This is a genomic window from Pseudomonas reinekei, assembly GCF_001945365.1.
In the GTDB taxonomy this organism is placed as follows: Bacteria; Pseudomonadota; Gammaproteobacteria; order Pseudomonadales; family Pseudomonadaceae; genus Aquipseudomonas; species Aquipseudomonas reinekei.
Genome location: NZ_MSTQ01000006.1, coordinates 143,818 through 167,429, shown reverse-complemented (window position 1 = coordinate 167,429; position 23,612 = coordinate 143,818). Strand labels below are relative to the sequence as shown.

At 61.4% G+C, this 23,612-nt stretch carries 20 protein-coding genes; 8 read left to right on the top strand and 12 right to left on the bottom strand.

The annotated features are described in order from the left end of the window. Window positions 1-57 precede the first annotated feature (57 nt). The 6 genes from BVK86_RS12085 to cmoB all read left to right on the top strand — a co-directional run bounded on the left by BVK86_RS12085 (window position 58) and on the right by cmoB (window position 8,376). Window positions 58-2,466: a glucose/quinate/shikimate family membrane-bound PQQ-dependent dehydrogenase gene (locus tag BVK86_RS12085; protein WP_075946652.1), complete on the top strand. Its 2,409-nt coding sequence runs from the start codon at window positions 58-60 to the stop codon at window positions 2,464-2,466. A 304-nt stretch (window positions 2,467-2,770) separates the two neighbouring features. Beyond that, window positions 2,771-5,188: an endopeptidase La gene (gene lon, locus BVK86_RS12080; protein WP_075946651.1), complete on the top strand. Its 2,418-nt coding sequence runs from the start codon at window positions 2,771-2,773 to the stop codon at window positions 5,186-5,188. Window positions 5,189-5,464: 276 nt separating this feature from the next. Beyond that, a complete protein-coding gene (locus tag BVK86_RS12075) occupies window positions 5,465-5,857 on the top strand; it encodes a protease inhibitor I42 family protein (protein WP_075946650.1) in 393 nt (130 codons plus the stop codon). 2 nt (window positions 5,858-5,859) lie between these two features. Continuing rightward, entirely contained in the window at window positions 5,860-6,495 is a 636-nt protein-coding gene (locus tag BVK86_RS12070) for a lysoplasmalogenase (RefSeq protein WP_075946649.1), read from the top strand. Window positions 6,496-6,643: 148 nt separating this feature from the next. Further along, a complete protein-coding gene (cmoA, locus tag BVK86_RS12065) occupies window positions 6,644-7,423 on the top strand; it encodes a carboxy-S-adenosyl-L-methionine synthase CmoA (protein ID WP_173668850.1) in 780 nt (259 codons plus the stop codon). Further along, a complete protein-coding gene (cmoB, locus tag BVK86_RS12060) occupies window positions 7,420-8,376 on the top strand; it encodes a tRNA 5-methoxyuridine(34)/uridine 5-oxyacetic acid(34) synthase CmoB (protein ID WP_075946648.1) in 957 nt (318 codons plus the stop codon). The genes cmoA and cmoB overlap by 4 nt, the downstream gene beginning before the upstream one ends. 64 nt (window positions 8,377-8,440) lie before the next feature. Here cmoB and tadA read toward each other — a convergent pair whose 3' ends face one another. From tadA to BVK86_RS12005, 10 genes are all read right to left on the bottom strand, one after another. After that, window positions 8,441-8,938, bottom strand: a complete 498-nt coding sequence (tadA, locus tag BVK86_RS12055) for a tRNA adenosine(34) deaminase TadA (RefSeq protein ID WP_047538171.1) — start codon at window positions 8,936-8,938, stop codon at window positions 8,441-8,443. Continuing rightward, entirely contained in the window at window positions 8,938-10,314 is a 1,377-nt protein-coding gene (locus BVK86_RS12050; RefSeq protein WP_075946852.1) for a multicopper oxidase family protein, read from the bottom strand. Before BVK86_RS12050 ends, tadA begins: the two co-directional genes overlap by 1 nt. Window positions 10,315-10,514: 200 nt before the next feature. Continuing rightward, on the bottom strand, window positions 10,515-12,092 hold the full coding sequence (guaA, locus tag BVK86_RS12045; protein WP_075946647.1) for a glutamine-hydrolyzing GMP synthase: 1,578 nt from the start codon (window positions 12,090-12,092) through the stop codon (window positions 10,515-10,517). Window positions 12,093-12,191: 99 nt separating this feature from the next. After that, complete coding sequence (guaB, locus tag BVK86_RS12040; protein ID WP_075946646.1) at window positions 12,192-13,661, bottom strand: IMP dehydrogenase; 1,470 nt, start codon at window positions 13,659-13,661, stop codon at window positions 12,192-12,194. A gap of 117 nt (window positions 13,662-13,778) precedes the next feature. Next, window positions 13,779-14,327: a sugar ABC transporter ATPase gene (locus BVK86_RS12035; RefSeq protein WP_075946645.1), complete on the bottom strand. Its 549-nt coding sequence runs from the start codon at window positions 14,325-14,327 to the stop codon at window positions 13,779-13,781. 206 nt (window positions 14,328-14,533) lie between these two features. After that, the gene (gene purT / locus BVK86_RS12025) at window positions 14,534-15,715 is read right to left on the bottom strand and encodes a formate-dependent phosphoribosylglycinamide formyltransferase (protein ID WP_075946643.1); all 1,182 of its coding nucleotides are present in this window, start codon (window positions 15,713-15,715) and stop codon (window positions 14,534-14,536) included. Between the two features lie 77 nt (window positions 15,716-15,792). After that, a complete protein-coding gene (locus BVK86_RS12020; RefSeq protein WP_075946642.1) occupies window positions 15,793-16,260 on the bottom strand; it encodes a preQ0 transporter in 468 nt (155 codons plus the stop codon). 100 nt (window positions 16,261-16,360) lie between these two features. After that, window positions 16,361-16,576 (bottom strand): DUF1289 domain-containing protein, encoded by a 216-nt coding sequence (locus BVK86_RS12015; RefSeq protein WP_075946641.1) that lies wholly within the window; start codon window positions 16,574-16,576, stop codon window positions 16,361-16,363. Further along, entirely contained in the window at window positions 16,573-17,097 is a 525-nt protein-coding gene (locus tag BVK86_RS12010; protein WP_075946640.1) for a gamma carbonic anhydrase family protein, read from the bottom strand. Before BVK86_RS12010 ends, BVK86_RS12015 begins: the two co-directional genes overlap by 4 nt. A 55-nt stretch (window positions 17,098-17,152) precedes the next feature. Beyond that, entirely contained in the window at window positions 17,153-17,752 is a 600-nt protein-coding gene (locus BVK86_RS12005) for a CoA pyrophosphatase (protein WP_075946639.1), read from the bottom strand. Between the two features lie 147 nt (window positions 17,753-17,899). Here BVK86_RS12005 and BVK86_RS12000 point away from each other — a divergent pair, with 147 nt between their 5' ends. Then, window positions 17,900-18,451 carry an NUDIX hydrolase gene (locus BVK86_RS12000; protein WP_075946638.1) on the top strand — a complete coding sequence of 184 codons (552 nt, stop codon included), beginning with the start codon at window positions 17,900-17,902 and terminating at the stop codon, window positions 18,449-18,451. Between the two features lie 110 nt (window positions 18,452-18,561). After that, window positions 18,562-19,065: a L,D-transpeptidase family protein gene (locus BVK86_RS11995; RefSeq protein ID WP_075946637.1), complete on the top strand. Its 504-nt coding sequence runs from the start codon at window positions 18,562-18,564 to the stop codon at window positions 19,063-19,065. A 121-nt stretch (window positions 19,066-19,186) separates the two neighbouring features. Here BVK86_RS11995 and BVK86_RS11990 read toward each other — a convergent pair whose 3' ends face one another. Both BVK86_RS11990 and purL read right to left on the bottom strand, forming a co-directional pair. Further along, window positions 19,187-19,498 (bottom strand): YqfO family protein, encoded by a 312-nt coding sequence (locus BVK86_RS11990; protein ID WP_075946636.1) that lies wholly within the window; start codon window positions 19,496-19,498, stop codon window positions 19,187-19,189. 5 nt (window positions 19,499-19,503) lie between these two features. Next, complete coding sequence (purL, locus tag BVK86_RS11985; RefSeq protein WP_075946635.1) at window positions 19,504-23,400, bottom strand: phosphoribosylformylglycinamidine synthase; 3,897 nt, start codon at window positions 23,398-23,400, stop codon at window positions 19,504-19,506. Between the last annotated feature and the right edge of the window lie 212 nt (window positions 23,401-23,612).

Below are 23,612 nucleotides of genomic sequence, written 5' to 3'. Positions count from 1 at the left end.
TCGTCATCTACAGTGAACTTGCGCGGGACTACTTGAAACGTCACGGAGAATCACACTATGAGCACTGATGGTGCCTTGGGTCGAAGCCGTCTATGGCCAAGCCTGCTTGGCATACTGCTTCTGCTAATGGGCCTGGCCATGCTGGCCGGGGGGATCAAGCTGAGCATGCTCGGCGGCTCGCTGTATTACCTGCTGGCCGGTATCGGCCTGGCGCTGACCGGCATCCTGCTGTTGCTGGCACGCCGTGCCGCGCTGGGCCTGTACGCATTGGTGCTGTTCGCCAGCACCGTATGGGCGCTGTGGGAAGTCGGCCTCGACTGGTGGCAACTGGTGCCGCGCCTGGCAATGCTGTTTGCCCTGGGCCTGGTGATGCTGCTGCCCTGGTTGCGTCGTCCGCTGCTGCGTGACGGTGCCGCACCAGTGGGCACCGGCGCGCTGAGCGTGGCCGTGGTGCTCGCTGGCGTGACGGCACTGGCCAGCCAGTTCACCAACCCAGGTGAGATCAAGGGCCAACTGGACCGCGACAGCGTACCCGGCATGACCAACACCGCCCCGGCCATGCCGGATGGCGACTGGAACTCTTACGGCCGCAGCGCCCACGGTGACCGTTATTCGCCACTGGCGCAGATCACCCCGCAGAACGTCAACAAACTGGTTCCGGCCTGGACCTACCGCACCGGCGACCTGCCAGGGCCGAACGACCCGGGCGAAACCACGGCCGAAAACACCCCGCTGAAAGTCAACGGCATGCTCTACGTGTGCACGCCGCACAGCCAGGTAATTGCACTGGACCCGGACACCGGCAAGGAAATCTGGCGTTTCGATCCGAAGCTCTCCACGCAGAACGCGGAGAACTTCAAGGGTTGGGCGCACATGACCTGCCGTGGCGTGACCTATCACGATGACGCGGTGTATGCCACCGAGCAGAGCCCCACCGGCAGCGCCAGCGCTCCGGTGGCCAGTGTCTGCCCGCGCCGGATCTTCCTGCCGACCGCCGACACCCGCCTGATCGCGCTCAACGCCGACACCGGCAAGATGTGCGAAGACTTCGGCGAGAAGGGCCAGGTCGACCTGCGCGCCAACATCGGCGGCTTCACCGCCGGTGGTTACTACTCCACTTCGCCACCGGCGGTCACCAAGGACCTGGTGGTGATTGGCGGACACGTCACCGACAACGTTTCCACCGATGAGCCAAGCGGCGTCATCCGCGCGTTCGACGTGCACACCGGCAAACTGGTGTGGAACTGGGACAGCGGCAACCCGGACGACACCACGCCGATTGCCGAAGGCAAGGTCTACACCCGCAACTCGCCGAACATGTGGTCCATGTTCGCCGTGGATGAAAAACTCGGCATGCTCTACCTGCCGATGGGCAACCAGACCCCGGACCAGTTCGGCGGCGCACGCACGCCTGAATCGGAACTGCACGCCGCTGGCCTGACGGCGCTGGACATCGCCACCGGCAAGGTGCGCTGGCACTTCCAGTTCACCCACCATGACCTGTGGGACATGGACGTGGGTGGCCAGCCGACCCTGATGGACCTGAAAACCGCAGACGGTGTCAAGCCAGCGGTACTGGCCTCCACCAAGCAAGGCAGCATCTACGTGCTGGACCGCAGCAATGGCCAGGCCATCGTGCCGATCAATGAAGTGCCGGTGCCGCAAGGCGCGGTGGAAGGCGATCACACCTCGCCGACCCAGCCGAAATCCGACCTCAACCTGATGCCGCCGCCGCTGCAAGAGCGCGACATGTGGGGCGTTACGCCGTTCGACCAATTGATCTGCCGGATCGATTTCAAATCCATGCGCTACGAAGGCCCGTTCACACCGCCATCGCTGCAGGGTTCGATTGTGTATCCAGGCAACTTCGGTGTGTTCGACTGGGGCGGTATCTCGGTTGACCCGGTGCGTCAGATCGCTTTCGTGAACCCGAGCTACATGGCGTTCAAATCGAAAATGATCCCGGCCGCAGAGATCGCCGCCCAAGGCCCGCGCAAAAGCGAAACCGAAGGCGTGCAGCCGAATAAAGGCGCGCCATACGGCGTCGTCCTCGAAGCGCTGCTGTCGCCAATGGGGCTGCCGTGCCAGGCGCCAGCGTGGGGTTATGTGGCCGCAATCGACCTGACCAACCACCAGGTCCTGTGGAAACACAAAAACGGCACCGTGCGCGACAGCTCGCCGGTTCCGATTCCGCTGAGCATGGGCGTGCCAAGTCTGGGCGGCACCTTCACCACCGCCGGTGGCGTCGGTTTCCTCAGCGGCACGCTCGATCAGTACCTGCGCGCCTACGACGTGAAAAACGGCAAGCAACTGTGGGAAGGCCGCCTGCCAGCCGGCGCACAAACCACACCGATGACCTACACCGGCAAGGACGGCAAGCAATACGTGCTCGTCGTCGCCGGCGGTCACGGCTCGCTGGGCACCAAACAGGGTGACTACGTGATTGCGTACAAACTGTCCGAGTAAGTTGTAACGGCAGTAAGACAAAAGGCGACGCCCTCACAGGCGTCGCCTTTTTTATTGCCTGCGCGGAACAAACTGTGGGGGCGAGCCTGCTCGCGAGGGCGGCAGGTCAGCCAACATTGATGCTGAATATTCAACAGCCATCGCGAGCAGGCTCCCTCCCACCTTTGCCTGTGAACAGCCATGGTTCAGCTAACCTGTCTGTCGACTGAACACACCTTTGAATGATTCATTAACGCCAACGCATCATTGAAACCACCGCCAACCTGCCCCATCTAAGACCCATACCCCATTGCGCAGGTGCCCCATGACCGATAAGCAAGAGTTTCCCGAAGACCCGAGTGAATACGCCGACCCGGAAAACGCCGCCCATCACTCCACCGGCAAAGGCCTCGCCCTGCCCGGCCAGAACCTGCCGGACAAGGTCTACATCATCCCGATCCACAACCGACCGTTCTTCCCGGCCCAAGTGCTGCCGGTCATCGTCAATGAAGAACCGTGGGCCGAGACCCTCGACCTGGTCAGCAAGTCCGATCACCACTCCCTGGCCCTGTTCTACATGGACACGCCCCAGGAAGACCCGCGCCACTTCGACACCTCGGCCCTGCCGCTGTACGGCACGCTGGTCAAGGTGCACCACGCCAGCCGCGAAAACGGCAAACTGCAGTTCGTCGCCCAGGGCCTGACCCGCGTCCGCCTCAAGACCTGGCTCAAGCACCATCGCCCGCCGTACCTGGTGGAGGTCGAATACCCGCACCAGCCCACCGAGCCGACCGATGAGGTCAAGGCCTACGGCATGGCGCTGATCAATGCGATCAAGGAATTGCTGCCGCTCAATCCGCTGTACAGCGAAGAGCTGAAGAATTACCTCAACCGCTTCAGCCCCAACGATCCGTCGCCGCTGACCGACTTCGCCGCCGCCCTCACCTCAGCCACCGGCAGCGAACTGCAGGAAGTGCTCGATTGCGTGCCGATGCTCAAGCGCATGGAAAAAGTCCTGCCGATGCTGCGCAAGGAAGTCGAAGTCGCTCGCCTGCAAAAAGAAATCTCCGCCGAAGTGAATCGCAAGATCGGCGAGCACCAGCGCGAGTTCTTCCTCAAGGAACAACTCAAGGTCATCCAGCAGGAACTGGGGTTGACCAAGGACGACCGCAGCGCCGATCTCGAACAATTCGAACAGCGGCTGGAAGGCAAAGTCCTGCCGGCGCAGGTGCAGAAACGCCTCGAAGAGGAAATGAACAAACTGTCGATCCTTGAGACCGGCTCGCCGGAGTATGCGGTGACCCGCAATTACATCGACTGGGCGACCTCGGTGCCGTGGGGCGTGTACGGCGAGGACAAACTCGACCTCAAACACGCGCGCAAGGTGCTGGACCAACACCACGCCGGCCTCGACGACATCAAGGACCGCATCCTCGAATTCCTCGCAGTCGGTGCCTATAAAGGCGAGATCAGCGGTTCCATCGTGTTGCTGGTGGGACCACCAGGTGTGGGTAAAACCAGCGTCGGCAAATCCATCGCCGAATCCCTGGGCCGGCCGTTCTATCGCTTCAGCCTCGGCGGTATGCGCGACGAAGCCGAGATCAAGGGCCACCGTCGCACCTACATCGGCGCGCAGCCGGGCAAACTGGTGCAGGCGTTGAAAGACGTCGAAGTGATGAACCCGGTGATCATGCTCGACGAAATCGACAAGATGGGCCAGAGCTACCAGGGCGACCCGGCCTCGGCGCTGCTGGAAACCCTTGATCCGGAGCAGAACGTCGAATTCCTCGACCACTACCTCGACCTGCGCATGGACCTGTCGAAAGTGCTGTTCATCTGCACCGCCAACACCCTGGACTCGATCCCTGGCCCATTGCTGGACCGGATGGAAGTGATTCGCCTGTCGGGCTACATCACCGAAGAAAAAGTCGCCATCGCCAAGCGTCACCTGTGGCCGAAACAGCTTGAGAAGGCCGGTGTATCGAAAGGCAGCCTGACCATCAGCGACAGCGCGCTCAAAGCCTTGATCGACGGTTATGCCCGTGAAGCCGGTGTGCGTCAGCTGGAGAAAAACCTTGGCAAACTGGTGCGCAAGGCGGTGATGAAGCTACTCGACGAACCGAAATCGGTGATCAAGCTTGGCCCGAAAGACCTCGAGCCGTCACTCGGCAAACCGGTGTTCCGTAACGAACAGGTGCTCTCGGGCACGGGCGTGATCACCGGGCTGGCCTGGACCAGCATGGGCGGCGCGACCTTGCCGATCGAAGCGACGCGCATCCATACGCTCAACCGTGGCTTCAAGCTCACCGGACAGCTGGGCGATGTGATGAAGGAGTCTGCGGAGATTGCCTACAGCTACGTCAGCTCCAACCTGAAGTCGTTTGGTGGTGATCCGAAGTTCTTCGACGAAGCCTTCGTGCACTTGCACGTACCGGAAGGCGCGACGCCGAAAGACGGCCCGAGCGCCGGTGTAACCATGGCCAGCGCCCTGCTGTCCCTGGCCCGCAATCAGGCGCCGAAAAAAGGCGTGGCGATGACCGGTGAGCTGACGTTGACCGGGCATGTACTGCCGATTGGCGGGGTGCGCGAGAAGGTCATTGCCGCGCGGCGGCAGAAGATTTTCGAGCTGATCTTGCCGGAGGCTAACCGGGGAAATTTCGAGGAGTTGCCGGAGTATCTGAAGGAAGGGATTACCGTGCACTTTGCCAAGCGCTTTGCGGAGGTGGCGAAGGTGCTTTTCTGATGTTCCTGTAGCGACTGCACAACCGCTATCGCGAGCAGGCTCCACAGTGGTCGGCGGTGTTCACAAAATCTGTGTTCACTGCCAACCCCTGTGCAGGCCTCTGCCCCACAATGATCGGTGGTGTTCACACATTTCGTGATCGCTGCAAAAAACCTGTGGGAGCGAGCCTGCTCGCGAAAGCGTCAGCCCTGACACCGCCTCCTTCAGTGGCTGTCACAATTTGTCTCATCTCGGTTATGCTCGCCGTTCGTCGTAAACGCCGGAGCCCCTGAGCCTATGTCCCACACTCGCCTGTTTCTCCCCCTCGCCCTCGCCTTGCTGGCCGGATGCGCCACGCAACCTGCACACAACGTGACCGTGGAAAAACAAAGCGAATGCCCGGTGAAACTCGTTAACGGGCAAAACCTGATTCTGACCCTGCCGAGCAATCCGACCACGGGTTACCGCTGGGCCATTCAGGATTCGGCCGGTGGCGTGTTGCGCCCGTTAGGCCCAGAGGTTTATCGCAACCCCGAAGACGCCGGTATCGTGGGGTCTGCGGGTGTATCAACCTGGCGTTTTCAAGCCTTTGCCACCGGCACCGGACGTTTGCGCCTGACTTCGCAACAACCCTGGGCGCCGGAAGTGCTGCCGGTTGATTCCTTCGACTGCAACATCTCGGTCAACTGACCGTGGGCTGGTTGATTCTGGCGCTGATGGGCGCAGTGACGTTCCTCTATGGTTTGAGCGTGCACGCCTCGCTCCTGTGCCTGCTGGTCAAGCCGCTGCCCGTTCTGGCCCTGCTCGGCTGGCTGCACGATGCGCCGCCCAGCGAATACCGGCGCTGGATCAGTCTTGGCTTGATCTTCTCCCTGCTCGGCGATGTGCTGCTGGCATGGCCCGGGGATTTGTTCGTGTTTGGGCTGGGGGCGTTTCTGGTTGCCCATTTGGCTTATCTGAAAGCGTACTTGAGCGATTGTCGACGTCTGGCCGTGTTGCCGCTGATTCTGGCCCTCGGCGTTGGCGCCCTACTGCTGGGGGTTCTGATCTCTCACGGGCTGGGGTCGCTGCTGATTCCGGTGATTGTTTACGGCCTGGCGATCAGCGCCATGCTCTGGCGCGCACTGGCCCGGCTCGGCACTGACGTGCCGAAACGTTCGGCACTGCTGGCTGCCGCTGGCGCAGTGGCGTTTGTGTTCTCCGACAGCGTGATCGGCATCAGTCGGTTTGTGATGCCGTTTGAAGCGGCGCCTTATGTGATCATCCTCAGCTATTGGCTGGGGCAATGGGGCATTACGGCTTCGGCATTTAATCAGAAACCGAGTTGACCCATCGCGAGCAGGCTCGCTCCCACAGGAACGGTGATCAACCTGTGGGAGCGAGCCTGCTCGCGAAAGCAATATCACTGATGGCGAAGATTCCGAGGCATGCCTCTTTATCAGACAACCCGCGCATCCCCGCGCCAAGTTGGCTAAAATGCCGGCCTTTTCCACCTACGCCGCTGGAACCGCCGTGAGCAAAGAACCCGATCGCCTTTTCGCCCAGCCTTTGGCCCAGGTGCCTGACTTCGCCTTTAACGAGGACGTGGTGCGGGTGTTCCCGGACATGATCAAGCGCTCGGTGCCGGGTTATCCGACCATCGTCGAAAACCTTGGCGTGCTCGCCGCGCAGTTCGCCCAGCCCCACAGCGTGCTGTATGACCTGGGCTCATCCCTCGGCGCCGTGACCCAGGCCCTGCGCCGACACGTGCGCACCGACGGTTGCCGCGTCATCGCTGTGGATAACTCCGCGGCCATGGTCGAACGCTGCCGCGAGTACCTCAACGGACAGGACTCGATGTTCCAGGAGTTGCTGCCGGTGGACGTGATCGAAGGCGACATTCTCGCCCTCGACTTCCAGCCTGCCTCGGTGGTGGCGCTGAACTTCACCCTGCAATTCATCGCCCGGGACCAGCGCACGGCACTGCTGTCGCGCATCCGTCAGTCGCTGTTGCCGGGCGGTGCATTGATCCTCTCGGAAAAACTGCGCTTCGAAGACGAGCAGGAACACGCGCTGCTCACCGATCTGCACATCGCGTTCAAACGCGCCAACGGCTACAGCGAACTGGAAATAGCCCAGAAGCGCAGCGCCATTGAAAACGTCATGAAGCCCGACAGCCTCGAAGAACACCGCGAACGCCTGTTGGTCGCCGGGTTCTCGAAAGTCGTGCCGTGGTTCCAGTGTCTTAACTTTGCCTCGTTGATTGCCTTGCCATGATTGATCTGTCCCCCCTCGCCCGGCGTCTGGCCGGCACGCCGCTGGCCGACTGGGCCAACACCCTGCAGGCGCAACTCGACAAGAAAATGGAAAAGGGTCACGGCGACCTGGAGCGCTGGCAGAGCGCACTGGACGCCCTGCCGAAGATCCAGCCGAGTGAGGTCGATCTGCTTAAAGGCTTGAAGCTCGACACCGATTGCGACGACGCGACCCGCGCGCAGATGCGCACTGCGCTCATGGGCCTGTCGCCGTGGCGCAAAGGGCCGTTCGATTTGTTCGGCGTACACGTCGACACCGAATGGCGCTCGGACTGGAAATGGTCGCGGGTGTCACCGCACCTGGACCTCAAGGGCAAACGCATCCTCGATGTCGGTTGCGGCAACGGTTACTACATGTGGCGCATGCTTGGCGCCGGTGCCGACAGCGTGATCGGTGTCGATCCGAACTGGCTGTTCTTCTGTCAGTTCCAGGCCGTGAAGCGTTACCTGTCCGAGCCGAATGCCTGGCACCTGCCCTTCCCGTTCGAAGACCTGCCGCCGAACCTCGAAGGTTTCGACACGGTGTTTTCCATGGGCGTGTTCTACCACCGCCGCTCGCCGATCGAGCACTTGCTGGCGCTGAAGGATTGCCTGGTCAAGGGCGGGGAACTGGTGCTGGAAACCCTGGTGGTCGAAGGCGACAAACATCAGGTGCTGGTGCCGGAAGATCGTTACGCACAAATGCGCAACGTGTGGTTCCTGCCGTCGGTGCCGGCGTTGGAATTGTGGTTGCGTCGGGCCGGGTTCAGCGATGTGAAATGCGTAGATGTGAGCGTGACCACGGTTGAGGAACAGCGCGGGACGGAGTGGATGAAGTATCAATCGCTCAATGATTTCCTCGACCCCGAGGATCACAGCAAGACCATCGAAGGGCTGCCGGCGCCGATGCGCGCGGTGATCGTGGCTAAGAAGTAACCCAATCCCCCAGGTACCAATTGAACCTGTAGGAGCTGGCTTGCCAGCTCCTACAGTGTCGAGTTCAGTCTGAGGGCTTCGCGCGCCGTGCCTTGAAAAACTCGCTCAACACCGCCCCGCACTCCTCGGCCAACACCCCGCCTTCATACAACACCCGGTGATTCAAAAAGCCCTGGGTGAAGAACTGCCCCTGGCTCTGCACAATCCCCGCCTTCGGCTCCAGCGCGCCATACACCACCCGCGCAATCCGCGAATGCACGATCAGCCCGGCGCACATGCTGCATGGCTCCAGGGTCACGTACAGCGTGCTGCCCGGCAGGCGATAGTTGCTCACGGCCTGTGCCGCCGCGCGGATCGCGACCATCTCGGCATGGGCGCTGGGGTCGTTGCCGCTGATCGGGCAGTTGAAGCCGCGGCCGATGATTTCTCCATCCTGCACCAGCACCGCGCCTACCGGCACTTCACCCAGCGCCGCACCTTGGGCAGCCAGCGCCAACGCTTCGCGCATGAAGTCGCGATCTCGGCTGCGATCGATGATGGCAGCGGGACGAATCTGACGCATCAGGCCACCTCGATAGCGGCCATCAGGCCGGTTTCCATGTGGTCGATCACATGGCAATGGAACATCCACACCCCGGGATTATCCGCCACCAGCGCCACTTGCGCGCGCTCGTTCTTGCCCAGCAGGTAGGTGTCGGTGAAGTACGGAATCACCTTGTGCCGGTTCGAGGCAATCACCTTGAAGCTCATGCCGTGCAGGTGGATCGGGTGTTGATACTGGGTCATGTTTTTCAGTTCGAAAATGTAGCTCTTGCCCTTCTCGAGCTTAGCAATCGGGCGGTCGGCGCAGGTCTTGTCGGTGATGTCCCAGGCCTGGCCGTTGATCTGCCACAGGCTCGGCGGTTTGCCGTTGTCGACGTTCACCGACACGGAACCGACCCATTCGAAATTGAAGTTGAGTTTCTCGGCATTGGCCAGGTCCGGCTCGGCCACCGGGTTGGCGGGCAGCGCGAGCGGCCACTGCGTCGGCGCGTCAGTATTGGCGACAGACCTTAGCGTACCCAGGCGCACCGGGCCGTTGCGCAGGGATAACTCTTCACCGGCCGGCGGTGCCTTGATCGCCAGGCAGATACGCATGCCCGGACCGAGCCAGTATTCCTTGCCGAGCGGGCGCGGTTCGATGGGGTTGCCATCCAGCGCATAGATCTGCGCTTCGACGCCGGGGATGTTCAGGCGATAGGTCAGGGTGTTGTCGAGGTTGAGCAAACGCACGCGGGTGATCTGCCCGGCAGGCAAATCGATCACCGCCAGCGGCACGCCGTTGATGGTCGAAAGCCGCCCCGCCGTGCCGCCACGGGCGGCTTCCCGGGGAATGCTGAAGTCGACGAAAGCGCCCTGCTCATCGATGTGCCAGTTCTTCAGGCTCAAGGTTTTTTCGTACTTGAAGCCGGTGGGCTCACGTTCTTCGACGATCAGCGGACCGACCAGCCCGCGACCAAGCTCTTCGCTGCTGCTGACATGCGGGTGATACCAGTAGCTGCCGGCATCAGGCACGCGGAACTTGTAATCGAAATATTCGCCCGGCAGCACCGGCAATTGCGAGACGTACGGCACGCCGTCCATCTCCAGCGGCAGACGGATGCCGTGCCAGTGAATGGTGGTGGCGACCGGCAGGTGATTGATGAAGCGCACCCGCAGCCATTCGCCCTGGCGCACGCGCAACTCGGTGCCCGGCGCCGACGGGCCGAACGCCCAGGCCTCGGTCTTGTGTCCCGGCACCAACTCGACGTCCAGTGGTGCGGCGATCAGTTCATAGTCATGACCGGCGTCCGCATCGGCCATCTTGCCCAGCCAGTACCGCGACGCCCCACCGGCTCCCACGCCAACCACCACAAGACCGGCCAGTCCACCGAGTATTTGTCGACGGGAAAAGGACATGAACTCAACTACCTCACAAATCAGCGTCAGGCCTGGGGCCCGGAAAAGGCGAATACGATACACCTGCAACTGCGAAAGCAACAGCAAAGCGGGCGTGACGTCGGGCCGCAGGTACGGCCGGCTCCAATGCAAAAAGCCGCGTGAACTCTCGTTCACACGGCTTTTCATCCTGCGATCAACCCTTCAGGGCTGGTGCGGGATCACTCCCACTCAATGGTCGCCGGCGGCTTGCTCGACACGTCGTAGGTGACGCGGGAGATGCCTTCGATTTCATTGATGATGCGGCCGGATACGGTTTCCAGCAGTTCGTAAGGCAGGTGCGCCCAACGCGCGGTCATGAAGTCGATGGTTTCCACGGCACGCAGGGCCACGACCCAGGCGTAACGACGGCCATCGCCGACCACGCCAACCGACTTCACTGGCTGGAACACCACAAAGGCCTGGCTGACCTTGTGGTACCAGTCGGCCTTGCGCAGTTCTTCGATGAAGATGTGGTCGGCGCGACGCAGCAGGTCGGCGTATTCCTTCTTCACTTCACCGAGGATCCGCACGCCCAGGCCCGGGCCCGGGAACGGGTGACGGTAGACCATGTCGTACGGCAGGCCCAGCTCCAGGCCCAGACGGCGGACTTCGTCCTTGAACAGTTCGCGCAGTGGCTCGACCAGTTTCAGGTTCATCTCTTCCGGCAGGCCGCCCACGTTGTGGTGCGACTTGATCACGTGGGCTTTGCCGCTTTTCGCGCCAGCCGACTCGATAACGTCCGGGTAGATGGTGCCCTGGGCCAGGTACTTGATGTTTTCCAGTTTATTGGACTGGGCATCGAACACGTCGATGAAGGTACGGCCGATGATCTTGCGCTTCTTCTCCGGGTCGGACTCGCCGGCCAGGTTGTTGAGGAACTGCTCTTCGGCGTTGGCGCGGATCACCTTGACGCCCATGTTCTCGGCGAACATGGCCATCACCTGCTCACCTTCGTGCAGGCGCAGCAGGCCGTTGTCGACGAACACGCAGGTCAGCTGGTCGCCAATGGCCTTGTGCAGCAGCGCGGCAACCACGGACGAGTCCACGCCGCCGGACAGGCCGAGCAGGACGTTGTCGGTGCCAACCTGGGCGCGAACCTGGGCGATGGCGTCTTCAGCGATCTTTGAAGGTGTCCACAGGGCTTCACACTCGCAGATGTCGAGGATGAAACGCGACAGGATGCGACCGCCCTGCTTGGTGTGGGTCACTTCCGGGTGGAACTGCACGCCGTAGTAGCGACGCTCGTCGCTGAACATGCCGGCAATCGGGCAGCTCGGGGTGCTGGCCAGGATGTGGAAGTCTTCCGGCATCTTGGTGACCTTGTCACCGTGGCTCATCCATACGTCGAGGCCGAACAGGCCGTCAGCGTCGATGTGGTCTTCGATACCGTCCAGCAGGCGGCTCTTGCCGACCACGTCTACGCGGGCATAACCGAACTCACGCAGCTCGGAACCTTCAACCTTGCCACCCAGTTGCTCGGCCATGGTCTGCATGCCGTAGCAGATACCGAAGACCGGCACGCCCAGGTCAAACACGGCTTGCGGGCAGCGAGGGCTGTTGGCTTCGTGGACCGACTCTGGGCCGCCAGCGAGGATGACGCCTTTAGGAGCGAATTCGCGGATCGCATCTTCGTCCATGTCGAATGGATGCAGTTCGCAGTACACACCGATTTCACGCACGCGGCGGGCGATCAGTTGGGTGTACTGGGAACCGAAGTCGAGGATCAGGATGCGGTGAGCGTGAATGTCGAGGGCCATGATTCAGTCTCGTCTAAAAAATTCGGAAACAGTCGTGATTCAGAAACAACTCGGGGCTGAATAAAACAGCCCCGGTTGCTTGTCGTGTTGCTTGAAGGCTCAACCTACGCGGTAGTTTGGCGCTTCCTTGGTGATCTGCACGTCGTGAACGTGGGACTCGGCCATGCCAGCGCCGGTGATCCGCACGAACTCAGGCTTGGTGCGCATCTCTTCGATGTTGGCGCTACCGGTGTAGCCCATCGAGGAACGCAGGCCGCCCATCAACTGGTGGATGATCGCGCTCAGGGTGCCTTTGTACGGCACACGCCCTTCGATCCCTTCAGGTACAAGCTTCTCGGCGCCTGCCGAGGAGTCCTGGAAGTAACGGTCGGAGGAACCCTGTGCCTGGGACATGGCGCCCAGCGAACCCATGCCGCGATAAGCCTTGTACGAACGGCCCTGGAACAGTTCGATCTCGCCCGGCGCTTCTTCGGTACCGGCGAACATCGAGCCCATCATCACGCAGGAAGCACCGGCGACGATGGCCTTGGACAGGTCACCGGAGAAACGGATGCCGCCGTCGGCGATCAACGGAACGCCAGTGCCTTCAAGGGCAGCGGCAACGTTGGCGATGGCACTGATTTGCGGGACGCCGACACCGGCGACGATCCGGGTGGTGCAGATCGAGCCAGGGCCGATACCGACCTTGACGGCGTCAGCGCCGGCTTCGGCCAGGGCCTTGGCGGCAGCGCCGGTGGCGATGTTGCCGCCGATGACCTGCACTTCAGGGAAATTCTGTTTGACCCAGCGAACGCGGTCGATCACGCCTTTGGAGTGACCGTGAGCGGTGTCGACCACCACCACGTCAACACCGGCATTGACCAGGGCCGCGACGCGATCACCGGTGTCTTTACCGGTGCCGACGGCGGCGCCAACGCGCAGACGACCTTGATCGTCCTTGCTGGCCAGCGGGTAAGCCTTGGCTTTTTCGATGTCGTTGACGGTCATCATGCCTTTGAGGGCGAATTTGTCGTCGACGATCAGAACGCGTTCGATGCGGTGCTTGTGCAGCAGCTCGCGGACGTCATTCTTGTCGGCGCCTTCCTTGACCGTGACCAGACGCTCTTTAGGCGTCATCACATCACGGACGGTGGCTTCCAGACGGTTCTCGAAACGCACGTCACGGGAGGTGACAATGCCGACCAGGTCGCCATTGTGCAGCACCGGAACGCCGGAGATGTTGTTCATGCGGGTCAATTCGAACAGCTCGCGCACGGTAGCGTCGGCGTCGATGGTGATCGGGTCCTTGACCACACCGGCTTCGTAACGCTTGACCTTGCGCACTTCGGCAGCTTGCTGCTCGATGGTCATGTTCTTGTGGATGATGCCGATACCACCTTCCTGAGCCATGGCAATTGCCAGACGGGCTTCAGTGACGGTGTCCATGGCGGCAGAAACCAGTGGAATATTCAGTTCGATGCCACGGGTAAGGCGGGTCTTGAGACTGACTTCGTTAGGAAGCACCTCGGAATAACCGGGCACTAGGAGAATGTCGTCGAATGTCAGAGCTTCTTGGCTGATACGCAGCATCGCGGGGGCTCCCGAGCGGGAAAATGGAAGCGCGCCATTATAGTCAGACACCCCTTCGGGTTCAATGTAAAACTCTGTCTATTATCGGTATTGCTGATATACGGGAATAATTGCCGCCTACAACTCGACTTTGACCCAACTCACCGGCTGATCCAGCCAATCGGCGAATTCGTCGAGAAAGCTCTGTTTGAACCCGGCTTCCGCCCAATTGTTGAAGATGAAACCCAGGTTGGAAAAACCGCACTCCTGCAAAAACAGAAAACCGTTGATGTCGTCTTCGTGCCCGCATTCCGGGCAGGTGAAGTTATCGGTGCGCCCGGGCATCCAGTCTTCGAGGCTTTCGAACAGCGCTTCGCCAATCTCCTTGCGGCACTCGGCGCAGCCCGCCTCCTCAAGGAAGCCCTTGGCCGGCGTGTAGATGCAGCGCTTGGTGACGATCTCCAGGCCGTTGACCGGCTCGCCGAACGGCAAGGCCTCCGGATGCAGGACCACTGCTCGGGCGCCGTCGCCAATGGCGTGCGCCATGCGATTGCCAGTGCGGCCGCAGGTGGTCAGTTCTTCCTTGACGATGTTCTTGCGCACCAGCCAACGCACGATCGCCCGTGCCCGGGGCTCGTGCACCGGCAGTGTGGAGATTTTCGGGACGATGATGCTTTGCGAATTCATGGGTAACGGCCTGGAGCTTTAATGAAAAGACTTGCGCAATCGAACACTCGGCAATTAAGCAAAATCCTTGTGGGAGCGAGCCTGCTCGCGAAAGCGCCTTCACGCTCAACATCGATGTTGGTGCGAACATCGCTTTCGCGAGCAGGCTCGCTCCCACAGTAAATTGTGGCGAGCCCATAGCAGGTATAGGCCCGCCAGAGCGGCTTTTACAACTCTACGACCACCGCTTGCGAGGCACGGGTCGCCTTGGCGCGGGCGGCTTCGATCGACTCGTCGCGCGCCAGGGCCACACCCATGCGGCGCTGGCCGTTGACTTCAGGCTTGCCGAACAGACGCAGCGCGGTATCCGGCTCGCTCAGCGCGGCACCCAGATTGCCGAAAGCGGTCTGGGTCGACTGCCCTTCCACCAGAATCACCGCCGATGCGGAAGGCCCGAACTGGCGGATCAACGGGATCGGCAGGCCCAGAATCGCGCGGGCATGCAGGGCGAACTGCGACAGATCCTGGGAAATCAGGGTCACCAGGCCGGTGTCATGCGGGCGCGGCGACACTTCGCTGAACCACACCTGATCACCCTTGATGAACAGCTCGACGCCAAACAGACCACGACCACCCAAGGCTTCGGTCACCGCTTTGGCCACGCGCTCGGACTCGGCCAGGGCAATCGGGCTCATGGCTTGTGGCTGCCAGGATTCCTGGTAGTCGCCCTTTTCCTGACGATGGCCGACCGGCGCGCAGAATGTGGTGCCGCCCACATGGCGCACGGTCAGCAGGGTGATTTCGTAGTCGAAATCGATGAAGCCTTCGATGATCACGCGGCCTTTGCCGGCACGGCCGCCTTCTTGCGCGTAGTCCCAGGCTGTTTTGACGTCATCGGCGCTGCGCAGCAGGCTCTGGCCTTTGCCCGACGAGCTCATCACCGGCTTGACCACACAGGGGAAACCGAGGTCTTCGACCGCCTTGCTGTAATCCTCGAAGGTATCGGCGAAGTGGTACGGCGAGGTCGGCAGGTCCAGCTCTTCGGCGGCCAGACGACGGATGCCTTCGCGGTTCATGGTCAACTGCGCAGCGCGTGCGGTCGGGATCACGGTGAAACCTTCGGACTCCAGCTCGACCAGGGTCGCGGTGGCGATGGCTTCGATTTCCGGCACGATGAAGTGCGGCTTCTCGGCTTCGATCACGGCACGCAGGGCGGCGCCATCGAGCATGTTGATCACCTGGCTGCGGTGCGCCACCTGCATGGCCGGTGCGTTGGCGTACCGGTCCACGGCAATCACTTCAACGCCCAGGCGTTGCAGCTCGATCACCACTTCCTTGCCCAATTCGCCACAGCCACACATTAATACGCGGGTCGCGGTCGGCGACAACGGAGTTCCGATACGGGTCATCTGAAGGTCCTCAAGGAGCGGATCATCGAGGGAAGCACGCTTCCCATGGGGAGAAAGCGCGGCATTTTACATGAACTTCAGCTGACGACAGCTTGTTTGCGCAGGCGCCAGGCCATGATCAGCCATACGGCGGTCACACCGGCGAACTTCGAGCCCAGCGCCGTGAGGATCACACCCGGCGTCAGCGCATCGATCATGCCGAAAAAAATGAAGGTATCGAGGGGAATGCTCAGCGCCGAACTTATCCACAGGCGGTCGTGCAACGGGCGCTTGGTGATGCTGAACACCAGCCAGTCGATGCACTCCGACACTGCGAACGCCGTAGCGCTGGCCAGGGCAATGGACGGATCGGACGTGACATAAGACAACACCAGCGCTACCAGCATCGCCGCAATCGCGCCGTGGCCGAAGCGGGTTTGCACCATGTCGCGCAAGATAAACACCAAGCCACCCCAGGCCGACCAGATGATGTCCAGGTGCGGGGCGGTGGAAAACGCGAAATTGATCAGCACGACGCTGCTGATGTAGGCGATCAGGAAGAACATTTAGGCACCTGTTGATTTGGCGCACAGGGTACTTCATCTTCCGTGCACAGATAACCTGTGGCGAGGGAGCAAGCTCCCTCGCCACAAAAGCCCGCACTATTCAGTGACTGGATTTGGTCGGCAACATCCAGATCAAACCATTGGCCTTCGCCCGCTCATGACACAACCCCAGCACCTTGCGGCGCTCATCATTATCCATGCGGCTCCAACGGGTGATTTCTTCCACCGTACGCTGGCAACCGGTGCAAACATCATCGTCATCCAGCGCGCAAATGCTCACGCAGGGCGATGCCACCGGACGTTCAGGCGTGGTCATTCTTCCTGCTCGGCCAGATCACGGGCATAACGCTGGGCGTTGTGCACGTAATGAGCGGCACTGGCTTCGAGCATTTTCTTCTGCTGTTCCGTCAGCTCGCGCACGACCTTGCCAGGCGAACCCATCACCAGCGACCCGTCGGGAATCTCTTTGCCTTCGCCGATCAGCGAATTGGCGCCGATGATGCAGTTCTTGCCGATCTTCGCGCCGTTGAGGATCACCGCATTGATTCCGATCAGACTGTAATCGCCTACGGTGCAGCCGTGGAGCATGGCGTTGTGGCCGATGGTCACGCCGGTGCCGATGGTCAGCGGGTAGCCCATGTCGGTGTGCATGACGGTGCCGTCCTGGACGTTGCTGTTCTTGCCGATCAGGATCAATTCGTTGTCGCCACGCAATACGGCGTTGAACCAGACATTGGCGCCCTCTTCCAGCTTGACCTTGCCCACCAGCACGGCATTGGGTGCCACCCAGCTTTGTGGGTGGGTTTCGACACGGGCGTCGCCCAGGCGGTATTTCATTGTGGTTTTCCTCAGGGCTCAGGCAGTCGCGTTTGCGGCCATTCGAACGACGGCTTCAAGTATTGATGAAGCTTTTTGGGGGCTGATGCAGGCTGATTTTCGCGTCATAGAGCAGATTGATCAACTCGACGACCATGATCGCCGTCAAACCCCAGATCTTGTACTCGCCGTAGCGGTAGCTCGGCACGTACCAACTGCGGCCCTGGTAATCGATACGATGGGTGTGTTCACGCGGGTCTTCGCGGAAGAATTCCAGCGGCACGCTGAACACCGCGGCGATTTCGGCATCATTGGCCCGGTACTCGACGAAATCCGGAATCACCCCGACATAAGGCGTGACCTTGATGCCGTGCAGGGAGATCAGCGGGCTCAACGGGCCGATCACCTCGACCAGCCCCGGTGGCAGGCCGATCTCTTCTTCGGCCTCGCGCAGGGCGGTGAAAATCAGGTCCGGGTCTTCCGGGTCGCGACGGCCGCCGGGGAAGGCGACTTCGCCGCCGTGGGTCGAGAGTCCGCTGGCGCGCAGGGTCAGAACCAGTTCCGGTTCGTCACTGCGGGTGATAGGCAACAGTACGGCGGCCTCGGGGAAACGTCGGTCAGTCTCCAGCGTGCGCGGTGTGTGATGACTTACCCGATGCAGTAGCTCGTCCAGCATGAGTGTTCTCGATCTGTGCCTTACCCTGCATCATGCACCAATCGTATCGGTCGCCCAAGCCCCCGGACAGCGACGTGTCGCGAAACGACAACTTGCCGACAGACACCGCCGCACGCCAAGATAGGCGCAGCATTCAGGAACCCAAGCATGAAATTTTGCAGTCAGTGCGGCAACCCGGTGACCCAACGCATTCCCGAAGGCGATTCGCGCCTGCGGTTTGTCTGCGACAGTTGTCAGGCCATTCACTACCAGAACCCCAATATCGTCGCTGGCTGCGTCGCGACCTGGGGTACCCAGGTCCTGCTCTGCCGCCGCGCGATAGAGCCGCGCCGCGGTTACTGGACCCTGCCTGCCGGCTTCATGGAAAACGGTGAAACCATCGAGCAGGCGGCAGTTCGCGAGACCGCCGAGGAAGCCTGCGCCCGGGTGCGCAACCTGAGCATCTACACCCTGATCGACGTGCCACACATCAGCCAGGTGCATGTGTTTTTCCGCGCCGAGCTGGCGGATCTCGACTTTGCCGCAGGTCCGGAGAGCCTCGAAGTGCAATTATTCGACGAAGCGGACATCCCTTGGGACGAGCTGGCTTTCCGCACGGTGGGCCGTACCTTAGAATGCTTCTTCGCTGACCGACGGACCGAGGTCTACCCTGTGCGGTCCGAATCGATCCCGCCGTTGGTTCAGTCGGCCATCACCTGATTCCATTTTGGGTAACGTTGCAGGCGCGAAAAGATCGCAGCCTGCGGCAGCTCCTACAAAAACACCTATAACTTATAGATAGTCGCGACACCTTTTGGGGAATCGTTTCAATGCGCTGGTTGCTTGCCCTGTTTTGCTTGTCGTTCATCGCGGTGTCCCAGGCTTCTGCCGTGGGCAGCCTGGACGGCAAGCCCATCGAGAAAATTCTGGTTCTCAAGTCCGCCCATCAATTGCAGTTGATCAATGACGGCAAGCCGCTCAAGACCTATCGCATTTCCCTGGGTAAAAACCCCAAGGGGCCGAAACTGATGGAGGGCGACAAGCGCACGCCGGAGGGCTTCTATTGGGTTGACTGGCGCAAGGTCAGCGACCGCTTCAACCTGGCCATGCACATCTCCTACCCGAACATCAGCGACTCCGCCCGCGCCCGCCGCGAGGGCGTCGAGCCCGGCGGCATGATCATGATCCACGGCACCCCGGACACCGAAGAGAACCCGGAAGACCTGTTCCACACCCTGGACTGGACCGACGGCTGTGTCGCCATGCGCAACATGGACATGCGTGAAGTGTGGAACCTGGTGCCGGATGGCACGATGATCGAAATCCGCCCATAAGGTTGACGCCACTCCTGTAGGAGCTGCCGCAGGCTGCGGCAGCTCCTACAGGGGAATCGCAACCAACAAAAAACCCGCTGAAATCGCTTTCAGCGGGTTTTTTATTTGAGCGACAGAAGGATCAGAAATCCTCCAGCCGCCACACCTCATAAGCTGGTGTCTCGTAGGGATGGCTGAGTTTCAGCGCAGCCACTACGGCCACGATCAACTCATCCGCCACCACCAGCTCAACCTTCCACTCCTCGACCTGCTCGACCTGCCCCGCCTCGCCAATGAACGGCTGACTGCCATCCAGTGGCCGGAACTGGCCCAGGCCTTTCACTTGCCAGGCGCAGTGGTCATAAGCACCGATCCGCCCGCCACCGGCAGCGAATACGGCACTCTTGACCACTTCGACATGACTGTCGGGAACGAAAAAGCCGAGCTTGAACACAGCGCTTAGTTAACCCACACGCGTGCGTTGCGGAACATACGCATCCAAGGTGCGTCTTCGTTCCAGTCTTCCGAACGCCACGAGTTCTGCACGGCGCGGAACACGCGCTCCGGGTGCGGCATCATGATCGTTACGCGACCGTCGCGGCTGGTCAAACCGGTGATCCCGCGCGGCGAACCGTTCGGGTTGGCCGGGTAGGTTTCGGTGACCTTGCCGTGGTTGTCGACGAAACGCATCGCCACACAACCGGACAGATCGGCTTCCAGCAGTGCTTCTTCGCTGGAGAATTCGGCATGACCTTCGCCATGCGCGATGGCGATCGGCATGCGCGAACCGGCCATGCCTTGCAGGAAGATCGAGTTCGACTCCTGGATCTGCACCATCGCCACGCGCGCTTCGAATTGCTCGGAACGGTTACGCACGAAGTGCGGCCAGAACTCGCTGCCCGGGATCAGCTCGTGCAGGTTGGACATCATCTGGCAACCGTTGCACACGCCGAGGGTGAAGCTGTCGTTACGCTCGAAGAAACCCTGGAACGCATCGCGGGCACGGCTGTTGAACAGCGCGGATTTAGCCCAGCCTTCGCCGGCCCCCAGCACGTCGCCGTAGGAGAAACCGCCGCAAGCCACCAGGCCCTTGAACTCGTTCAGGTCTACACGGCCGGCCAGAATGTCGCTCATGTGCACGTCGATCGCGTTGAAACCGGCGCGGTCGAACGCCGCCGCCATTTCCACCTGACCGTTGACGCCCTGCTCACGCAGCACGGCAACCTGTGGGCGGATGCCTTTCTTGATGTAAGGCGCGGCGATGTCCTGGTTGACGTCGTAGCTGAGCTTGACGCTCAGGCCCGGGTTGTCTTCTTCCAGCAGCACGTCGAATTCCTGATCGGCGCAGTCGGCGTTGTCACGCAGACGCTGGATCTGGTAGCTGGTCTCGGCCCACTGGCGCTGCAGCAGACGGCGCTGGCCTTCGAACACGGTGTCACCGTTGAAGGTGATGTTGATCTGGCCATTGTTGATCGGCTGACCGATCACCGACACGCACTCGCCCAGACCGGCAGCGCTGAACTGCGCGAGGATGTCCGGGGTGGCGTCCTGGCGAACCTGGATCACCGCACCCAACTCTTCGTTGAACAGGATCGCGGCGATGTCGGCCGACGTTTCCGCCAGACCGTCGAGGTTCAGGCTCAGGCCGCAGTGACCGGCAAAAGCCATTTCCACGGCGCTGGTCAGCAGACCACCGTCGGAACGGTCGTGGTAAGCCAGCAGGTGACCGTCGGCATTGAGGCCCTGGATCACGGCGAAGAAGGCTTTCAGGTCTTCGGCGTCATCGACGTCCGGCGCCTGCTTGCCGAGTTTGCCGTGAACCTGCGCGAGGATCGAGGCGCCCATGCGGTTCTGGCCACGACCGAGGTCGATCAGGATCAGGTCAGTGGTGCCCTTGTCCATACGCAGTTGCGGGGTCAGGGTCTGACGGATGTCAGTGACTGGCGCAAAACCGGTGACGATCAGCGACATGGGCGACGTGACGGATTTGTCCACGCCTTCATCGTTCCAGCGAGTGGCCATGGACATCGAGTCCTTGCCCACCGGAATGGTGATGCCCAGCTCAGGGCACAGCTCCATGCCGACCGCTTTCACGGTGTCGTACAGACGTGCGTCTTCACCCGGGTGACCAGCCGCCGACATCCAGTTCGCCGACAGCTTGATGTCGGAGATCTTGCCGATGCGCGAGGCCGCGATGTTGGTCAGGGTTTCGCCGATGGCCATGCGGCCCGACGCCGGAGCGTCCAGCAGCGCCAGCGGTGTACGCTCGCCCATGGCCATGGCTTCGCCGGTGTAGACGTCGAAGCTGGTGGCGGTGACGGCAACGTCGGCCACCGGAACCTGCCACGGGCCGACCATCTGGTCACGGGCCACGAGGCCGGTGATGGTGCGGTCGCCGATGGTGATCAGGAAGCTCTTGCTCGCCACGGCCGGGTGATGCAGGACGCGCTCGACGCAGTTGGCGATGTCGAGGGTCGACGGATCGAAATCGTCGCCCAGCTCGTTTTCACGGACCACCGAGCGGTGCATGCGCGGGGCTTTGCCCAGCAACACTTCCAGTGGCATGTCCACCGGGCTGTTGCCGAAATGGCTGTCGGTCACGGTCAGTTGCGGCTCGGCAGTGGCTTCGCCGACGACGGCAAACGGGCAACGCTCGCGTTCGCAAATCGCCTTGAAGCGCTCGAAGTCAGCCGGGCCGACCGCCAGAACATAACGTTCCTGGGATTCGTTGGACCAGATTTCGTGCGGGGCCATGCCCGGCTCGTCGTTTGGAATGTTGCGCAGCTCGAAACGGCCACCGCGGTCGCCGTCGTTGACCAGTTCCGGGAAGGCGTTGGACAGACCACCGGCACCCACGTCGTGGATGAAGCTGATCGGGTTCTTGTCGCCCAGCTGCCAGCAACGGTCGATGACTTCCTGGCAACGACGTTCCATCTCAGGGTTTTCGCGCTGTACGGAAGCGAAGTCCAGGTCAGCCGAGCTGGTGCCGGTGGCCATGGAGGAAGCGGCGCCGCCACCCAGGCCGATCAGCATCGCCGGGCCGCCGAGCACGATCAGCTTGGAGCCGACGACAATCTCGCCTTTCTTGACGTGCTCTTCACGGATGTTGCCCATACCGCCAGCGAGCATGATTGGCTTGTGGTAACCGCGAACTTCGTCACCGTGCGGCGTGGTGATCGACTGTTCGAAGGTACGGAAGTAGCCGGTCAGGGCCGGACGGCCGAATTCGTTGTTGAATGCGGCGCCGCCCAACGGGCCTTCGATCATGATGTCCAGCGCGGTCACGATGCGCTCAGGCTTGCCGTACGGCACTTCCCACGGCTGTTCGAAACCAGGGATTTGCAGGTTGGACACGGTGAAGCCGGTCAGGCCAGCCTTTGGCTTGGCACCACGTCCGGTTGCGCCTTCGTCACGGATCTCGCCGCCGGAACCGGTGGATGCGCCCGGGAAGGGGGCAATCGCGGTCGGGTGGTTGTGCGTCTCGACTTTCATCAGGATGTGCACCGGCTCCTGCACCGCGCCGTACTGGCGGGTTTCAGGGTCCGGGAAGAAACGACCGGCCACGGAGCCGACGATCACCGAAGCGTTGTCCTTATAAGCCGACAGAACGCCTTCGCTGTGCATCACGTAGGTGTTCTTGATCATGCCGAACAGGCTTTTTTCCTGGCTCTCGCCGTCGATGTCCCAACTGGCGTTGAAGATCTTGTGACGGCAGTGCTCGGAGTTCGCCTGGGCGAACATCATCAGTTCGATGTCGTGCGGGTTACGCTTCAAGCCGACGAAGGCGTTGACCAGGTAATCGATCTCGTCTTCAGCCAGGGCCAGGCCCAGCTCGGTGTTGGCTTTTTCCAGCGCGGCGCGGCCGCCACCCAGCACGTCGATCGCGGTCAGGGGTTTTGGCTCGGCGTGGCTGAACAGGCCGGCAGCCTGTTCGAGGTTGCCCAGGACGATCTGGGTCATGCGGTCGTGCAGCGTGTCAGCAATCAGCTGCGCTTGAGCATCGCTGAACTGGCCGGCCACGTAGAACGCAATGCCGCGCTCCAGGCGCTGGATCTTGGTCAGGCCGCAGTTGCGAGCGATGTCGCTGGCCTTGCTCGACCATGGCGAGATGGTGCCGAAACGTGGCAGCACCAGGAACAGACGACCGGTCGGCTCCTGGACCGGAACGCTTGGACCGTACTTCAGAAGGCGCGCGAGCACCTGCTGTTCGTCGCCGGTCAGGACGCCGGTAACTTCGGCGAAGTGAGCGAATTCAGCATACAGGCCGCTGACAGCCGGAACCTTCTGGCTCAGTTGCTCAAGGAGCTTGCTGTGGCGAAAGGCAGAAAGGGCAGGAGCGCCGCGCAGGATCAACATCTTCGGGACAGCCTCGGGAAGGGGTGTGCTTTGAGGCCGTGCATTCTAGCCTAAACAGCCCGCGACATCACCCGAAACGCTACGCACGGTTGCACTCGGGTATCAATCTGTGTTTCTGCCTCCGGAGTCAGGTTAACCGGAGGGGTGAAGACAGCTTATTTTTACTGTAACAAATTGCAGACAAGCCCCATTCCTGCGGGGTTTCGACCGGT